This is a genomic window from Alistipes montrealensis (genome assembly GCF_018362775.1).
GTDB lineage: Bacteria > Bacteroidota > Bacteroidia > Bacteroidales > Rikenellaceae > Alistipes > Alistipes montrealensis.
In genome coordinates, this window is the sequence record NZ_JAGYXY010000001.1 from 374,871 (window position 1) to 391,244 (window position 16,374).

The 16,374-nt window shown below is 58.3% G+C and carries 11 protein-coding genes; 5 read left to right on the plus strand and 6 right to left on the minus strand.

Features of this window, described 5'->3' with window-relative positions:
• Positions 1-42 precede the first annotated feature (42 nt).
• From KG007_RS01515 to KG007_RS01540, 6 genes are all read right to left on the minus strand, one after another.
• Positions 43-1,530 carry a calcineurin-like phosphoesterase C-terminal domain-containing protein gene (locus KG007_RS01515; protein WP_213347084.1) on the minus strand — a complete coding sequence of 496 codons (1,488 nt, stop codon included), beginning with the start codon at positions 1,528-1,530 and terminating at the stop codon, positions 43-45.
• Positions 1,531-1,580: 50 nt separating this feature from the next.
• A complete protein-coding gene (locus KG007_RS01520) occupies positions 1,581-2,063 on the minus strand; it encodes a DUF1735 domain-containing protein (RefSeq protein ID WP_195458237.1) in 483 nt (160 codons plus the stop codon).
• A gap of 19 nt (positions 2,064-2,082) precedes the next feature.
• Positions 2,083-3,969 (minus strand): RagB/SusD family nutrient uptake outer membrane protein, encoded by a 1,887-nt coding sequence (locus KG007_RS01525; protein ID WP_195458238.1) that lies wholly within the window; start codon positions 3,967-3,969, stop codon positions 2,083-2,085.
• Positions 3,970-3,981: 12 nt separating this feature from the next.
• Positions 3,982-7,440, minus strand: a complete 3,459-nt coding sequence (locus tag KG007_RS01530) for a SusC/RagA family TonB-linked outer membrane protein (protein ID WP_249413211.1) — start codon at positions 7,438-7,440, stop codon at positions 3,982-3,984.
• Between the two features lie 43 nt (positions 7,441-7,483).
• Entirely contained in the window at positions 7,484-8,716 is a 1,233-nt protein-coding gene (locus KG007_RS01535; RefSeq protein WP_213347086.1) for a FecR family protein, read from the minus strand.
• Between the two features lie 113 nt (positions 8,717-8,829).
• A complete protein-coding gene (locus tag KG007_RS01540; RefSeq protein ID WP_195458240.1) occupies positions 8,830-9,405 on the minus strand; it encodes an RNA polymerase sigma factor in 576 nt (191 codons plus the stop codon).
• 171 nt (positions 9,406-9,576) lie between these two features.
• Here KG007_RS01540 and KG007_RS01545 point away from each other — a divergent pair, with 171 nt between their 5' ends.
• From KG007_RS01545 to KG007_RS01565, 5 genes are all read left to right on the plus strand, one after another.
• A complete protein-coding gene (locus tag KG007_RS01545; RefSeq protein ID WP_213347088.1) occupies positions 9,577-10,494 on the plus strand; it encodes an endonuclease/exonuclease/phosphatase family protein in 918 nt (305 codons plus the stop codon).
• Between the two features lie 150 nt (positions 10,495-10,644).
• A complete protein-coding gene (locus KG007_RS01550; RefSeq protein ID WP_213347090.1) occupies positions 10,645-12,351 on the plus strand; it encodes a four-carbon acid sugar kinase family protein in 1,707 nt (568 codons plus the stop codon).
• Positions 12,352-12,546: 195 nt separating this feature from the next.
• The gene (gene ychF / locus KG007_RS01555; protein WP_195458248.1) at positions 12,547-13,647 is read left to right on the plus strand and encodes a redox-regulated ATPase YchF; all 1,101 of its coding nucleotides are present in this window, start codon (positions 12,547-12,549) and stop codon (positions 13,645-13,647) included.
• Positions 13,648-13,686: 39 nt separating this feature from the next.
• On the plus strand, positions 13,687-15,219 hold the full coding sequence (gltX, locus tag KG007_RS01560) for a glutamate--tRNA ligase (protein ID WP_213347092.1): 1,533 nt from the start codon (positions 13,687-13,689) through the stop codon (positions 15,217-15,219).
• Positions 15,219-16,274, plus strand: a complete 1,056-nt coding sequence (locus KG007_RS01565; protein WP_195458250.1) for an aldose epimerase family protein — start codon at positions 15,219-15,221, stop codon at positions 16,272-16,274. The genes gltX and KG007_RS01565 overlap by 1 nt, the downstream gene beginning before the upstream one ends.
• Positions 16,275-16,374 lie beyond the last annotated feature (100 nt).

Sequence of the window (16,374 nt, forward strand, 5' to 3'; positions counted from 1 at the left end):
GTTCAGGTTGTATTTTAAGGTTTTATTCTGATGCCGTACATTTTACCAGGACACCGACGATTCGTAGGTTTGTCCGAAGCAGTCGGTCACACGGACCTTGCCGCCCCGCTCGCCGCTGCCCGGATCGATCCGGAACATGTGCCACGTATTGGTCGGCGTGCCGCCGCGCACGCCCGTCGCCAGCACCTCCTCGTAATAGGGATCGGTCCGCTGCGTCCGCTCCATCGCCACGGCTTGTCCGCCCGAAGCCGGAATCCACTCCACGGCACTCCACCGGGCGTCGTATCCCCAAACATTGGCGTAGACATAGGCCGAATTGGTGCGTCCGGGCGCATAGAGGCGCATCTGCATGTCGCGCTTGCCGCCGACCGATTTGTAATACCACGTCAATTGGTCGCCGTCGACATCGACCACGACGTAGCCACGCGGCGTGCCGTCGCAGTTGACATCGCCGTTGATGAACAGGTCGCCCGGGGTACGGGCAACACAATGCATCACCTTTTGTCCGTCGTCGTAGCGGTAGATGTCATGGTAGTGTTTATGACCGCCGAAAGCATGCACTTTATAGGGACCTATCGCATCGAGGAAACGCTGGAAATTACGATGGTTGCGCGCCGTGGTATTTTTCGTATGGTAAAGGATCGGACAATGGGATGACACGACGAGCGTACTGCCTGCGGGGACATGGCTCAGGTCGGCTTCGAGCCATTGGCAAATTTCGTCGGTAAGACCCACTGTATACTCCTCTTCGGCAGTCGGCGCATGGTCGAAGAGGATGTTGTCGAGGAACACATAGTGAATTTTCCCGACATTGGCCGAATAGTTCGCAGGACCGAAATAGCGTTCATAGCTCTGCAGGGCGAGCGAGTCAGTCAACAACGCAGGGTCGTGATCGTGGTTGCCGGGCAGGTTGAAAGTGGTGAAGCCGAGTGTCTCCAACCCTTGGCGGTATTTCGGGAAGAGCGACATATCGTTCCACACCAGATCGCCGAGGCTGACACCGTAGACCTCCGTCGAAAGTCCTTGTACGGTTTTCAGCACATCGGGAACGACATAATCGAGGTAGGACGAGACCGACGTGTTGTCGGCGGCCAGTTGGATGTCGGCCATGACGATCAGCGAATGGCGGTCGGCAGGGGCTTTACGCCGCGTCAGCGTAAAATCTGCCCGGTTGACGGCCTGTTTGCGATCGACCTTGCGATAGAACCGCGGACAGCCCTGCGACGCTGGAATTTCGTAACCGGCAGGCACGGAGACGAAAATAAAATTACGCCGCGCCAGATCGGACTCCAGGTAATAAATCCCCCTGGCATCGGTTGCGGTCACCTCCAGTCCGTCGCTCACGACGACGCCGGCAATGCCCGCCCCCGCATCGTCCTTCACGATTCCCTTCACCGTCATGCCGGGTTTATCGGGAATCTGCACCGTTGCCGGACCTCCGCCGCCATCTTCGCTTCCCGAAGAGGAACAAGCAACGAAACCGAAGGCGAGCACACCGGCCAGCAAGATTCGTATGTAAAATTTTGACATGGATTTTTGCGTTAGGGATGCGGAGGAGGCGAACCTCCCCCGCACCGCGGTTATTTCATCACGACCTGGATGATTACACTGTTCTTCTCGGGACGCACTTTGCCCTGGTCGCCGGCCACGACGGCAAGCGGCAGCACATAGGACGAGTCGATACCGTCGGCGATCATCGCCCCGGCGTCGAAACGGATTTCGGTGAGGTTCATGATCTTATCCCCGGACAGTCTGACCTGGGGATCGAAGGTGAAATACTTGTCGGGCATCACCTTCAGCGCCAGGTTGTTCTCCACGTTGTAAACGTCGAGCACCGAAGGATCGACCACCAGTTCCACGGTGATTTCATCGTTGTTGTAACCGCCCTTATACAGATAGAGGCCGTAGACACAGGCATCGTCCGAAGCCGGGTCGTATTCGAGGACCTGAAAATCGTTTTTCGGGATGGAGACCATGGTATCCACCGTCTCGTAGACGATATAATCGTCGCCGCACCCCACGGCTCCCAGCAGGAGCAGGAGACATATCGCAAGATTTTTCATCGCAATCGGAATTTTAAGGTTAGTAACCGGGATTCTGGACGAGGTTGTAGTTGATATTGATTTCGCTCAGCGGAATGGCCATCCAGTAGGTTTTCGGGGATTCGAACGTACGTACGCCGCTCTCCTTCATCGTGGTAACCTTGTAGAAATCCGCCGCCGTCTTGCCGTCGAGATTCCAGGCCTTGGGACGCTTGGACATCACCTCGCCGGCCTCTTTCCAGCGGCGCAGGTCGTGGTAGCGCATTCCTTCCATCAGCAGTTCGATCGAACGCTCCTGGTGCAGGACCTTGCGCAGTTCGCTGCCCGAGGGTATTCCTCCGGCCATAGCCCACGAAACCTCGAAATCGGGAAGTCCCGAGCGGCTGCGGACTTTATTCAGGTAACCGAGGCTCACATCGCTGAGCGATCCGTTGTATTCGAAGTCGGCTTCGGCATAGCTCAGGTAGAGTTCCGCAAGGCGGATGTAGGGATAGGCATACTGGCGGTAAGTCCAGGTTTTGCTGTCGTAGTTGAAAGCCGACTGTTCGTGAATCCACTTCTTGAGGATGTAACCCGTGCAGCTCTGATACTCCTTCGAAGCGTCGAGCACGCTGCCCTGCAACTCACCGCCACGGCATTTGAGCGTGAATTTCTGGCCGTTGACGGCATATTCGCCGCGGTCGTAGCCAATCGACGCATAGAAACGCGGCTCCTTGTAAACGTGGAGGTTGGCGGTCTCCTTTTCGGCGTTGTAGGCATAGGGATCGATTGACATCGTCTCGGGGTCCTTGTCCCACGGCAGGCCGTTGTGCGTGTAGTACATCTCCACGCATTCGAACGTCGGGACGATGTTGATACAGAAACCGTCGGTACTGTACGGCAGTTTCAGGCGCGCTCCGCCATAGCGCTGGAACTGCTGGATACCGGTCTGGTCGCCCATCGCCCAAAGGTACTCGGCCGAATTCCAGAGCGGCTCGACGAAACAGTCGTGGTAATTGATCTCGCCGCGTTTGGCGTCGGTCTCCGCGGCAACCGAATTAGGGCTCTCGTAGAGTTTGTGCCCATTGTTCTCGGCCAGTGTAATCGCCTCTTGACAGGCGTCGAGCGCCCATTTCCACTTCTCGGGATTGTAGGTCTGGCTCATCAGCGGCGTCCCGTCGTTGTTGCGAAAACGCGCATAGAACTCCGTGTTGCCGTTGCAGAGCGGACTGGCGGCATAGAGCATCAGCCGGGCCTTCATCGCCTTGGCGGCAACCGAGGTAGCCCGTCCGAGGTCCGCATCGGGACGCGTCGGATATTCGTGCAGCAGTTCGGCCGCGCGGTCATAGGTCTCGGCAATGAAATTCACACACTCGTCGAACGGACTGCGGGCCACGTAAACCTGCTCTTCGGGAAGCCCCATGTCGAGTTGCCCCCTGACAAGGATAACCGGACCGTAGTGGGTCAGCAGGACCCAGTGGTAATAGGCGATCAGGAAATAGGCCTCGCCTTTGAATTCGTCGGCCACGGCCGATGAAATGCCCGGCACGGCATCGACGTTGTCGATCATGATGTAGCAGTAGCGGATACCCTTGTACATGTCGTAATTCGTCCGCCCCGACGGGGAAGAGGTCGTCGCGTCCCACAGTCCGTAATAGGTCTGGCTGGCGTTCTCCTCGTTGTAAAGCATGCTCTTGTAGGGGAAATAGCGGGTCTGGCCATTGGTGGCGGTGATAACGTCGTCGCCGGCGCAGAAATCGGGCATGTAACGGTAAGCCGCAATATTGGGGGCATAGGTGTAGAGCGTATTGAGGTATTTACGGGCCTCCTTGGAGGTCTTGAAAATGTCCTCCTGCGTCGCCTGCCCTTCGGGGACCACGTCGAGGAAATCGCACGAAGCGAGGACTCCGGCACACGCAAACAGGAATGTGTATATGATTTTTTTCATGTCGCTCGAATTTTAGAAGTTATACTGAAGGCCGAGTTTCACCACGCGCTGCAACGGGTATTTCAAGCCGTTGCCGCTGCCCATTTCGGGATCCCAGTATTTGAAGGGCGAGATGATGAACAGGTTCGTTCCGGCCAGGTAGGCGCGCAGGTTCTTGTAGGTAAAGCCCAGTTCGACGCTTTTCAGGCGCAGGTAGCTGCCGTTCTTGATCCAGAACGACGAGGTCTGCGTGTTGTTGGCGTTGTAACGGTAGTCCAGGCGCGGATAGGCGGCGCCGGGATTGGGGTCGGCTTCCGACCAGTGGTCGTCGGCGATGTACTGCGTCATGTTGAAACCCGAATACTGGTTGTCGCGAAACGGGTGCATGTCGTACATCCGCAGCGAGACGCGCGCCGTGCCCTGGAAGAAAAACGAAAAGTCCCAGCGTTTGTAGTTGACCGACGCGCCGAAGCCGTACATGATCTCGGGCACGGTGGGATAGCCCAGCGACGTACGGTCGTTGGCGTCGATTACGCCGTCGCCGTTCAGGTCGCGGTACTTGATGTCGCCCGGCAGGTAATCGGGCATGAAGGTCTGCCGCGGCGAATTGTCGATCTCCTCCTGCGAAGTGAAGAGTCCGTCGGCAACCAGTCCGTAGATCGAATTGACGGGTTTGCCCAGCACGGAATTGTAGGCGTTGGGCAGGTATTTCGCCTCGTCCCGGGCCCGCACCTCGTTATGGGCATAGGTGAAGGTTCCGCGCACGGAGATCAGCAGGTCCTTGTTGAAGGCCTTGTTGTACTCGAGCGAAACGTCGACACCCCGGTTCTCCACCTCGCCGAGATTGCCGTAGGGCGTAACGCCCGAAAGTCCCATTGTCGAGGGCAGCGAACGCCGCTGCATGAAAATGCCGGTGCGGTCCTCCTTGTAAACGTCGACATTCAGCGTGAGGGCATTGAAAAGGCCCAGTTCGAGGCCGACATTGAGTTTCGTACTCTCCTCCCAGGTGGCCGAAGGGTTGCCCACGGTCATGATTTCGTGGCCGGTCTGCTTGATGAAGTTGGGCGAGAACCACACGTAAAGGCCCTTGTTCATGTTGACCGTCGTGAGGTAGGGAAAACGAACGATATTATTACTGCTGTCGGCCAGGTAATCGTTACCCGAGAGACCATAGGAAACCCGGAATTTCAACAGGTTCACCTTGCTGCGGAGTTTCTCCCAGAACGGCTCGCTCGACACGACCCATGCGCCGGCGATCGAGGGAAAAAATCCGAAACGGTGTCCGGCAATAAAGTTTTCCGAACCGTTGTATCCGAAATTGAACTCCATCAGATAGCGGTTGTCGAAGCCGTAGGTAAAACGTCCCGCGAGCCCCTGCTCCCGGTAAGGGAGCACCTTGTATTCGTCGTTGGTCGGCTGGTTGTCAACCTTTTCCTTCTGATGGTAGACGAACAGGGCGTTGACATCGTGTTTGCCGAACGAGCGTGAATATTCGACCTGTCCCTGCAGCGAAATCTCCCGGTAACCGTTGCGGCCCGTAGAGGTTCCCAGGTAGGACGATCCGGCCGTACCGATATTTTGGAGGTTATAGTCGTAAGTGCCGTCGCCGTTGTCGGTGTAATCGGTCATCTCGTAGTAATAGGGCGAGAACGAACGGTAGATCGCCGCATAGGTCTTGTTGTAGAACGAAACCATACCGCGCAGTTTCAGGCCCTTCGTGATAAAGTCGAGGTCCTGATCCACCGAAAAAGTCGTCGTGATGTACTGCGTGTGGCGCTGCCCGTAACCGCGGCTCAGCAAGGCATAGGGGTTGATATCCGTGGCACTGCCGTCCCACGAAGGAGCGTTGCCGAATATGGGATCGTCGAGATCATCCACCGCCCCCCGGGGATAGGTAGCCGGAAAAGCGACCGGATTGGCGCGCATCGTATAGTAAAACAAGTCTTTCACCTCTTCGACGGGACGATGCCAGAAGAGCAACTGCGTATTCATCTTCAGGCTGACGCGGGTGGTCTTGGTGACCTGTGCACCGACGTTGGCCTGGAAAAGGTATTTCTGCGAATTGATATTGGTGTCGAATTTCGACTCCGAAGGTTTCTTCAGGATACCGTTCTCGTTGAAAATCGACGCATTGAGGAAGTAATCGACCACTTTGCCGCCGCCCCGCACATTGAGGTTCATGTTCTCGTTGACCGTAAAGTCTTTGAAAAGCATCGAATACCAATCGTTGTTGGGGTAGACGTAGGGATTGAGCCGGTTGCGCGTACCCGCGATTTTCTCGTCCGAAAAACGCGGCTGGTAGACCTCGCCTGTGGGGGTGCGCGTGCGCAGCGCCTCGTTGTAGTTCTCCATGTAGGTCACGCCGTCGGCGATGTCCTGGATGCGCGTAGGCATCGAAATGCCCGATTCGAGGCGGACATTGATCGACATTTTCTCCGACTGGCGGCCGTTTTTGGTGGTAATGATCATCACGCCGTTCGCGCCGCGCGAACCGTAAAGCGCCGTGGCGGTGGCATCGCGCAGGATCGAAAACGACTCGATCGCTTCGGGCGGAATATTGTTGAGCATCTCCGAGACGATCTCCACGCCGTCGAGGATCAGCAGCGGCGATTTGTTCGCACCGAAGGTCGAGATGCCGCGAATCCAGAAGTTCGCACCGTCGGCGCCGGGTTCGCCCGACGACTGGGTGGAGATGACGCCGGCGATCTTGCCTGCAAACGAGGTCGAAAGGTTACTCGATGTCACTTTCAGCGTACTGGGCCGCACGACCTGCACGGCCCCTACGAGGCTCTCCTTTTTCTGCGTACCGAAAGCCACGACCACCACGTCGTCCATGACGTTCGAAGCTTCGAACAGCGTTACGAGCTTGAAAAGTTCGATATCGGCCACGTCGATCTTCCGGGTATCGTAGCCCAGGAAGGCGAAGGTTACCTGTCTGGTTCCGGCAGGAATTTTGAGCGTATAGTTGCCATTGGCGTCGGAAGTGGCGCCGATCGCCGTTCCCTCGACATAAACCGAAACACCGGTGATAGGCTTGTTGTCGGCCGAGGAAATTACCGTACCCTGGAGAATAATCTCATCGCCCGGTTTCTTCACCTGGGGAGGGGCGGCGCCCCCGTTTTTCCGGACAGCGGTTTTCGAGATGATTACCTGGTTCTCGCGCACCCGTCCGCTCAGTTCGGTTCCCTTCAGAACGACGGACAGCAGTTCGTCGATGGTCACCGACCTGAGCGAGACCGACACCTTGCGGCCGAGCAGCGGCTGCACGTCGTCGGTGTAGATGAAGGCGTAACGGCTGGTCCGCTCGACCTCCGCGAAGACGCTCCGCAACGTCGCATCCTTCATCTTCACACTCAGCAGCGACCTGGAACCGGCATCCTGCCGGGAGGCCCGGGCGGGCTGGAGATTCACCGGAAGCAACAACATCGCCACTGCGAAAATACGCAGGATACGGCATGTCAAGCTACTCCTCACAAAGAAAAGATCCTTCATAAGTAAAATAATTTAGGTTAGTATTTGAGATAGGAAATTGGTCTCAGCGATATGCGGCGTCGGGAAAGTCGTCGGGAGCCGGTTTCACCACCACCGAACCGTCCGCCGCCCGGACATAGGTGATCCGGAAAATATCCGAGAGCACGTCGAGCGTACCGTCCAGGTCGTCGAACAGAATCAGCTTGCCGGTGCATTTTCGTCCCCCGATCTCCCCGGAACACGAAATCTCGATCTTGTAAAAAGCCGCCACCTTCTGCAACACTTCGAGCAGCGTGTTCGACGTGAAGAAAAGCAGCCCGTCCTTCCAACTGATGTATTTATAGGGATCGACTTCGTAGACCGAATAACTGCCGTCCTTCATCGAGAAACGTTCCGAAGGGTTCAGCGTCACCGACTCGCCGTTGGCCACGTCGATGGCCACGGAGCCTTCGACCAGCACCACGGCCGACGAACCGCCGGCCCGGGGCGCGGTCGTCACATCGAACGACGTACCCAAGACGCGGGTCGCAAAATGATCGGTATGCACGATGAAGGGACGGTTCGCATCCTTCGCCACTTCGAAATAAGCCTCGCCTTCGATGAAAACATCGCGCGTATCGCCGAATGTGGTCGGAAAACGAAGCACCGAAGCCGAATTGATCCACACCCGCGTGCCGTCGGAGAGTTGCAGATGGGCGCGTTTGCCTTTGGGGACCACCAGTTCGCTCGTATGTACGTGCACCTCCCGGCGGTTTTGGCCGCGGCCCGCCTTCTCCGTCTTGTTTTCCTTATTCTCCTTGCCGTCGATCAGGATTTTGCCTTTGGGCGTGAGGCTGATCCGGGCGATGTCGTCGTACACTTCGCGGCTGCCGTCGCGCGTCACGAGCGTGATGTTCTCATAGGCCTCGGCCGAAGGCAGTCCGGAATCCGCGAAATCCAGCGTCCAGAACAGGGCCGCCACGATGCCGGCGACCAACACGGCTGCTGCGGCAAAGAACGCCGTACGGTTGCGGCGTGGGGAAGGAACGGCGAAATGACGCCTGGCATAATAATCGGTCAGGATACGGTCCAGCAGAATCTGTTTCTCCCCGGACGGAAGCGCCGGATGGTTTTTACCCACGCGGCGCACCAGGCTTACGGCGCGCTCGAACTCGACCAGGTCCTGCGGATGGCGTTTGGTATAGTTGCTCCAATAGCTGTCCTGCGCCCGCTCGGGATCGAGACACCACAAAACGAAGTCCGGATCGGAGGTAAAGAACTCCGCCACGTGCTTCTGAATATCGTCCGGTTTTATCATCGATTCGAAAGTAATCTTCGTTTATTCTGCGGCTTGGGCCGCCCTGTGTTGTCTTTATGACGGGGAAAGCCCCGTTTTGTCCCCCTCGGCTGCAAAAAATCGGGCCTGCCGGTTCAGGTGGCTATCTTCATCGTCTTGCCGCACGCCCTGTTCTTCCGCAGTTTACCCAGCCCTTTGGACACGAATTTGCGCACGGCATGGGGTGTGGCGTCGAGGATCACGGCGATGTCGTTGTATTCCATTTCATAGACGAACCGCAGCAGCAAGGCTTCGCGCTGCTTGGGAGAAAGTTGGTTTAGCAGCGACTCGATCGTCTGCCGGATACGAAGCACGTGCTCCGATTCGATCATCGCATCGAGCGAGGTCAGCGACACCCTCAGGCCGGGCTCCCGGTCCGAAAGGTCGCATTTATCGATCCGCGAGCGATGCAGGTCGATCAGGCGGTTGTGAACGATCCGGAAAAGATAGGCTTTGATGTTGGCGATACGCCCCAGGTCGACCCGGCGGGTCATGAGGTCGAGGAAAATGTCGTGGATGACATCTTTGACCGTTTCGTTGTCGAAGCCGAACCCCATACCATAGGCATAGAGCGCATCCGCATAACTGTTATACAACATAACGTATACGTCGGTCTCTTCGGCATACTGCCGGTCAATTCGTCTGGAGTCGTGCTTGCCTAGCCGAAACATTCGGGTTTTATTTTGGTCGGTTATTCGTTATAACGGGAAACCGCCCAATTTGTCCCCCGATCAGGAGATAAAAATCGAATAAAAAAAGCAAAACTGCAAATTTTCGCCTTCCAAGGGGACAAAAATATTCGTATCGCGTCTATTATCCAAAACCGATTACACCTCAGAACAATGACAAAGAAAACACTCTTCAGCCTGCTTCTGTTCTGCGTACCGCTCCTCTCGCTGTGCAGTTCGAAAGACAGCGATCCGGAGCCCGAGCCTACGCCCGGCAAAAAGTGGCTCGCCCCGATCCGCGTCGCCACCTACAACATCCAGTACGACAACCCGGGCGACGAAAACGACAAGTGGGAAAACCGCCGGGAACTGCTTCGCCAGTTGCTCCAGAGCGAACAATTCGACATCTTCGGGGCGCAGGAGCCTTACCGGACCCAGATCGAAGACATCGAACCGCTCCTGCCCGGATACGCCTGGGTCGGAAACAACGTCATCGGCGACGAGACGGCGAGACGGCGTCACTACAATCCCGTTTTCTACCGCACGGACAAATTCGAGGTGCTGGACAAGGGATCGTTCTGGTACTCCGAAACACCTGCAACGCCGGGCTCCAAAGGCTGGGACTCCTATTCGCCCCGCATGTGCAACTGGGTTCATTTCCGCATCCGGGAAAACGGGCGGGAGTTCTACCACTTCAATTCGCATTTCGACCACATCGGAACCACGGCCCGTGCCGAAAGCGCCAAACTGCTGGTTGCCAAAGTGCGGGAAATCGCCGGCGACAAACCGGCCTTTTGCACGGGCGACTTCAATTCGAACCAGAACACCGAACCCTACAAGGCCATCGCCGGATCGGGCATCCTCGCCGACAGCTACACGCGCTGCCCGGCCAAAACCAACGCAAACTGGCCCACCTACAACGGCTACAAATACATCTCGGCGCCCCCGGCCAACGCATCGCGCATCGACCACATTTTCATCACGCCGAAAGACTCGAAAGTCGCCTCATGGCGCATCGTCAACAGCAGCTACAACCAGAAATACCCCTCAGACCATTTCCCGGTCGTGATCGAATGGTCGCTGGCCGAATAGACCGGGAACAGGCAAAAACGACCGGCCTCCCTGCCTGCGGGCGGGGAGGCTTTCCCGTGCCGGAGGAAGCGGCAGAGGCCCTGATTGGGGATTTTGCGGAATTTTGACTATTTTTGTCGGAGACCAACTACGCACTAACCCGATCGTATTATGAAAGAAAACAGTATCTGGCATACGCTGACCCTCATAGGCGGGGTGCTGAGCCTCCCCATAGCCCTGGTGACCATCGTCAACTGGATGCTGGATTTTTCCCTGGCCGTTTACCTGTGGACGCTGGCGGTACTGGTGATCGTCAGCCTGGGCGCCCTGATCCGCATCAACGGACTGAGGCCCTGGCATCCGAAATTCCGGCCTCCGTTTTTCCGCCTGGGGTCGCGGCGGCTCTCGCTGCGCCGGAAGATCAACATGCGGCTGCGCCGTCCGCTGTACGAAATCGACTACCTGGAACCCACCAAGCAGGCCGGAACGACCGAGATCGCCCCGGAGATCGCCGATTTCTTCGCCCGCAAAACCACCGTCATCATCGAGGACGACCCCGTGGGCTTCAACTGCGACGCCACCATCCCGGTCTACGCCATCGAGGACCAGATCACCGAACGCAAACTGCTCGCCTACTTCGAGGAGAACCGGGACGAAATCCTGGGCCACGGCATCTTCTTCATCGCCACGCCCAGCCGGCGGCTCGACGCCGAACATTCGCGGGTCATCAACCAGCAAATCTGCGCCGCGCTGGAGCAGTTTTTCCGCAAACACGGCCGGCCGTACCGGATCATCGGGAAAATCGACTCGTGCCTGCGGTCGAACTACGAATCGGAACACCGGGGAGCGGTGGGCGGAACGGGCGATTTCGACCTCGAAATCCTGGTTCCGGCCTATGTCGAGGAGGGCCGGATCACAGCATGGGGAACCCAGTATATCGTCTGTCCGAACCGTTTCGAGCCGATGCACCAATCGGAATACTGCTATTTCAACGGCCTGGAATACGGGAATTCGAACATCGCCCTGTGGCTGGAAAAGAAGACCGGCGGGCGCATCAGACGCAACCAGGTAGGGCTGGTCGATGTCGAAATGCTGCGATCGCTCCCGGCAAACGAAATCTGCGACCGCTACCTTGCGGCGGCGGACGGCATCAAGGCCCTGGTGTTCGACTCCGTGGCGGAGAACGATTCGGTCAGCGTGCTCAACGTGCTGGTGGACCTCGACGCACGGACGGAAAAGATATTCTACAAGCTCTCGGCCAGCATGATCAACGTGCTGATACGCACCTACGCGGCCATGAACCCCGCCGCCGAAAAGCCCGCGATCGCCCCGGCAGAGCGGGGCGTCATCGTGGTCGGGTCGCTCTCGACGATCACCAAAAAACAGGTCCAGTACATCCACAACGACATCGACATGTCGCTGTTCATGATGTACAACTCTGAGTTCGACAGCAAAGACTCCGACAAAATCGCCGAGAAGAAGAAAAACAAGATGGTGGCCGAATGCCGCAAAGGCTCGAACATCATCCTCACAACCGAATTCTGGGAGGACAAGAGCACCAAATACCCCTCGCTGGAGAAGCGCGACACCGCCCTGCGGTATTTCGCGCGGATCATCGAAAAAATCCGGAACAGCAACAACTGGTTCCTCTTCGTCGGGAGCGACACGGCCCTCTACTCGGTGCTTTACGGCCTCGGGATACGGCGTTTCTACTACTGCGGCCACCTGATCCCGGGGGTCATTCAATGCCGCTTCAGGTACGAAGGCGAAACCGAATACCGGACCTTTTACATCAACGGCGGCAACAACGGAAGCGAAGACCTTTTCCGGCGGCTGGTCGACAAACTCAGCCCCAGGTCCGGAGCGGCAGCCGTGTAGCCCGGCCAAAACGCAGGCCGGAAGCCGCAATTAAAAAAATCCGGTGTATTCTGAAAAGAAATTCGTATCTTTGCGCGTCTGTGTCCGGACATTGCATCGTCGGACGGCCGCCGGCGCCGATGCGTCGGCTGTCGGTCGTGCGGCAGTGCGGGAGGCAGGCTTTAGAACCGAATCATAACAGAACAACAATACAATATGGCGTTACAATGCGGCATCGTCGGCTTGCCGAACGTGGGTAAATCGACCCTTTTCAACTGCCTGTCCAATGCAAAGGCGCAGGCGGCAAACTTTCCTTTCTGCACCATCGAGCCCAATGTGGGCGTGATCACGGTCCCCGACCAGCGGTTGATCCGCCTGGCCGAGATCGACAACCCCAAGCGCGTGGTTCCGACGACGATCGAGATCGTGGACATCGCGGGTCTGGTGAAGGGCGCCTCGAAGGGCGAAGGCCTGGGCAACAAGTTCCTGGGCAACATCCGCAACACGAATGCAATCATCCACGTGCTGCGCTGCTTCGACAACGGCAACATCACCCACGTCGACGGCACAATCGACCCCGTGCGCGACAAAGGCATCATCGACACCGAGTTGCAGTTGAAGGACCTCGAAACCGTCGAAAACCGGCTGTCCAAGACCCAGAAGCAGGCCACCTCGGGCGGAGACAAGAACGCCAAACGCACCGTGGAACTGCTGCTGCAATACAAGGCGGCGCTGGAACAGGGTCTTTCGGCCCGCACGGTCGAACTCGAAAAGGAGGACCGCAAGCTGGTCGCCGACCTGAACCTGCTGACCGACAAGCCTGTGCTCTACGTCTGCAACGTCGACGAGAAGGGCGCCGCGACGGGCAACGCCTACACCGAAGCCGTGAAAGCAGCCATCGCGGACGAAAAGGCCGAGATGCTGATCATCGCGGCGGCGACGGAGGCCGACATCGCCGAACTGGAGAGTTACGAGGAGCGCCAGATGTTCCTCGAAGACCTCGGGCTGGAGGAGTCGGGCGTGGCGCGCCTGATCAAATCGGCCTACAAATTGCTGAACCTCGAAACGTTCTTCACCACCGGAGCCGACGAGACCCGTGCCTGGACCTACCTGCGCGGCATGAAGGCCCCGCAGACGGCGGGTGTCATCCACACCGACTTCGAGAAGGGATTCATCCGCGCCGAGGTCATCAAGTACGACGACTACACCACCCTCGGGTCGGAAAAAGCCTGCCGAGACGCGGGCAAACTGTCGATCGAAGGCAAGGAGTACATCGTACAGGACGGCGACATCATGCACTTCCTGTTCAACGTCTGACGCCGCAAACCGGGATCGTAAAAAACAAAAGATAGAGCTATGGCAAGACCTGTTCGGGTGCGCTTCGCACCCAGCCCCACCGGACCGCTGCACATCGGCGGCGTCCGCACGGCACTGTACAACTACCTGTTCGCCCGCCAACACAAGGGCACGATGATCCTGCGCATCGAGGATACCGACTCGCAGCGGTTCGTCCCCGGCGCCGAGGATTACATCCTGGAATCGCTCAAATGGTGCGGCATCGAGATCGACGAAGGCGTCGGCGTCGGAGGCCCTCACGCCCCCTACCGCCAGAGCGAGCGGCGCGAAATCTACCTCAAATACGCCCTGCAACTCGTCGAGGCGGGCTGGGCCTACTACGCGTTCGACTCCGCCGAGGAACTGGACACCCTGCGCCGGGAGGCCGAAGGGCGCGGCGAGGCGTTCGCCTACAACTACGCCGTGCGCGAAAAACTGGCCACTTCGCTCGCGCTGCCGGCCGAAGAGGTGAAGGCGCGCATCGACCGCGGCGACCAGTGGGTCATCCGATTTAAAATGCCCGAAAACGAAGTGGTCGAGATGGACGACCTGATCCGCGGCCACGTGGAGGTCAACACCTCGACGCTGGACGACAAGGTGCTCTACAAATCGGCCGACGCACTGCCCACCTACCACCTCGCCAACATCGTCGACGACCGCCTGATGGAGGTCTCGCACGTCATCCGCGGCGAGGAGTGGCTGCCGTCGCTGCCCCTGCACTACCTCCTGTACAAAGCCTTCGGATGGAGCGAGCAGCAACCGCAGTTCGCCCACCTGCCGCTGCTCTTGAAACCCACGGGCGGCGGCAAGCTCTCGAAACGCGACGGCGACAAGATGGGCTTCCCCGTTTTCCCGCTCTTCTGGACTTCGCCGACCGGGGAGACCGCCCGCGGCTACCGCGAGGACGGCTATTTCCCCGAGGCGTTCATCAACATGCTGGCCCTGCTGGGCTGGAACCCGGGCACGGAGCAAGAGATTTTCTCGATGCAGGAGCTGATCGACAACTTCTCGCTCGAACGCGTCTCGAAATCGGGGGCGCGCTTCCAGCCCGACAAAGCCAAGTGGTTCAACGCCCAGTACATGCACCACAAGACGGACGCCGAACTGGCGGCGCTTTACCAGCCGATCCTGCGCGAACACGGCATCGAGGTCTCGGACGAGCGCGCCGGAAAGGCCGCAGGCATCATGAAGGAGCGCGCGACGTTCACGACCGACCTCTGGGACCTCACGTCGTTCTTCTTCGAGGCTCCCGCGGAGTACGAAGAAAAGCAGGTCAAAAAGTACTGGAAAGGCCAGAATCCGGCCATCCTCAGCTGCCTGCGCGGCGTACTGGAGGGTATCGACGACTTCTCGCTGGAGAACACCGAACGCATCGTCCACGCCTGGATCGAAGAGAAGGGTTACGGCATGGGGCAGGTGATGAACACCCTGCGCCTGGCCCTCGTGGGCGCCGGAAAGGGCCCGGGCATGTACGATGTCACGTCGTTCATCGGCAAGGAGGAGTGCCTGCGCCGCATCGACAACCTGCTGACCAACTTAAAACCCGCTGAATAATGGTATCTATCGAACAACACGTCTGGGGCATGACCCCGGAAGGCGAAGCGATTATCCGCTACACGCTGCGCAACGACAAAGGCGCCGAAGTGCAGCTTTCGAACTACGGCGCGGCGATCGTCGCCGTGACGATGCCCGACCGCGAGGGCCGCATGGCCGACGTGGTGCTGGGCTACAAACACCCCGAAGGCTACTTCTTCGACGGAGCCGCCTCGGGCAAGAGCGTGGGACGCTGCGCCAACCGCATCGCCTTCGGGCGCATGACGGTCGACGGCAAGGAGTATTCGCTGGAGGTCAACAACGGGCCCAACCACTTGCACGGAGGCACGAAAGGTTTTGCCAACCGCGTATGGGAGAGCCGCGTGGAGACCAACCGCGTGGTGATGTCGCTCCTATCGGAGGACGGCGACCAGGGCTACCCCGGCGAACTGTGCGTCGAGGCCGTTTTCGATTTCGACGACGACAACGCGCTGGAGATCACCTACCTGGCCCGGACCGACAAGATGACGGTCGTGAACCTCACCAACCACGTCTACTTCAACCTCGCGGGCGAAGGCAGCGGGTCGATCCTCGACCACGAACTGCGCCTGAACAGTTCGAAGATTCTGGAAATGAACGACAAACAGATCCCGACGGGCAAACTGCTCGACGCGGCGGGAACCCCGCAGGACTTTTCGGAGTTCCGGTCCTTCCGCGAAGGCATCTCGTCGGAGTTCAACCACATCCGCGATTTTAAGGGTTACGACCACCCCTTTGCCATCGACGGCTGGAAACCCAACATCCTGGGCGAGGTCGGAGAACTGCGCGAACCTCGGTCGGGGCGCAAGGTGACGGTGCTCTCGTCGCAGCCCAGCGTGATGATCTACACGGGCAACTGGCTCGCGGGCGGATGCCCCGAAACCAAGTCGGGAGGCCGTTATGCCGATTACGACGGCGTGGCGATGGAGTGCCAGAACTACCCCGACGCCGTGAACCACCCCGAGTTCCCCTCGCCGCTGCTCAATCCCGGCGAGACCTATTGCCAGAAGATCGTCTTCCGCTTCGGAACGTTCTGAAAACGCGGTTCTCGCACCTACAAGCCCCGTCCCCTGCGGACGGGGCTTTTTCGGATACAATCGGTAAAAATGGTTGGTTAATCCGTAATTCAGGCAACAA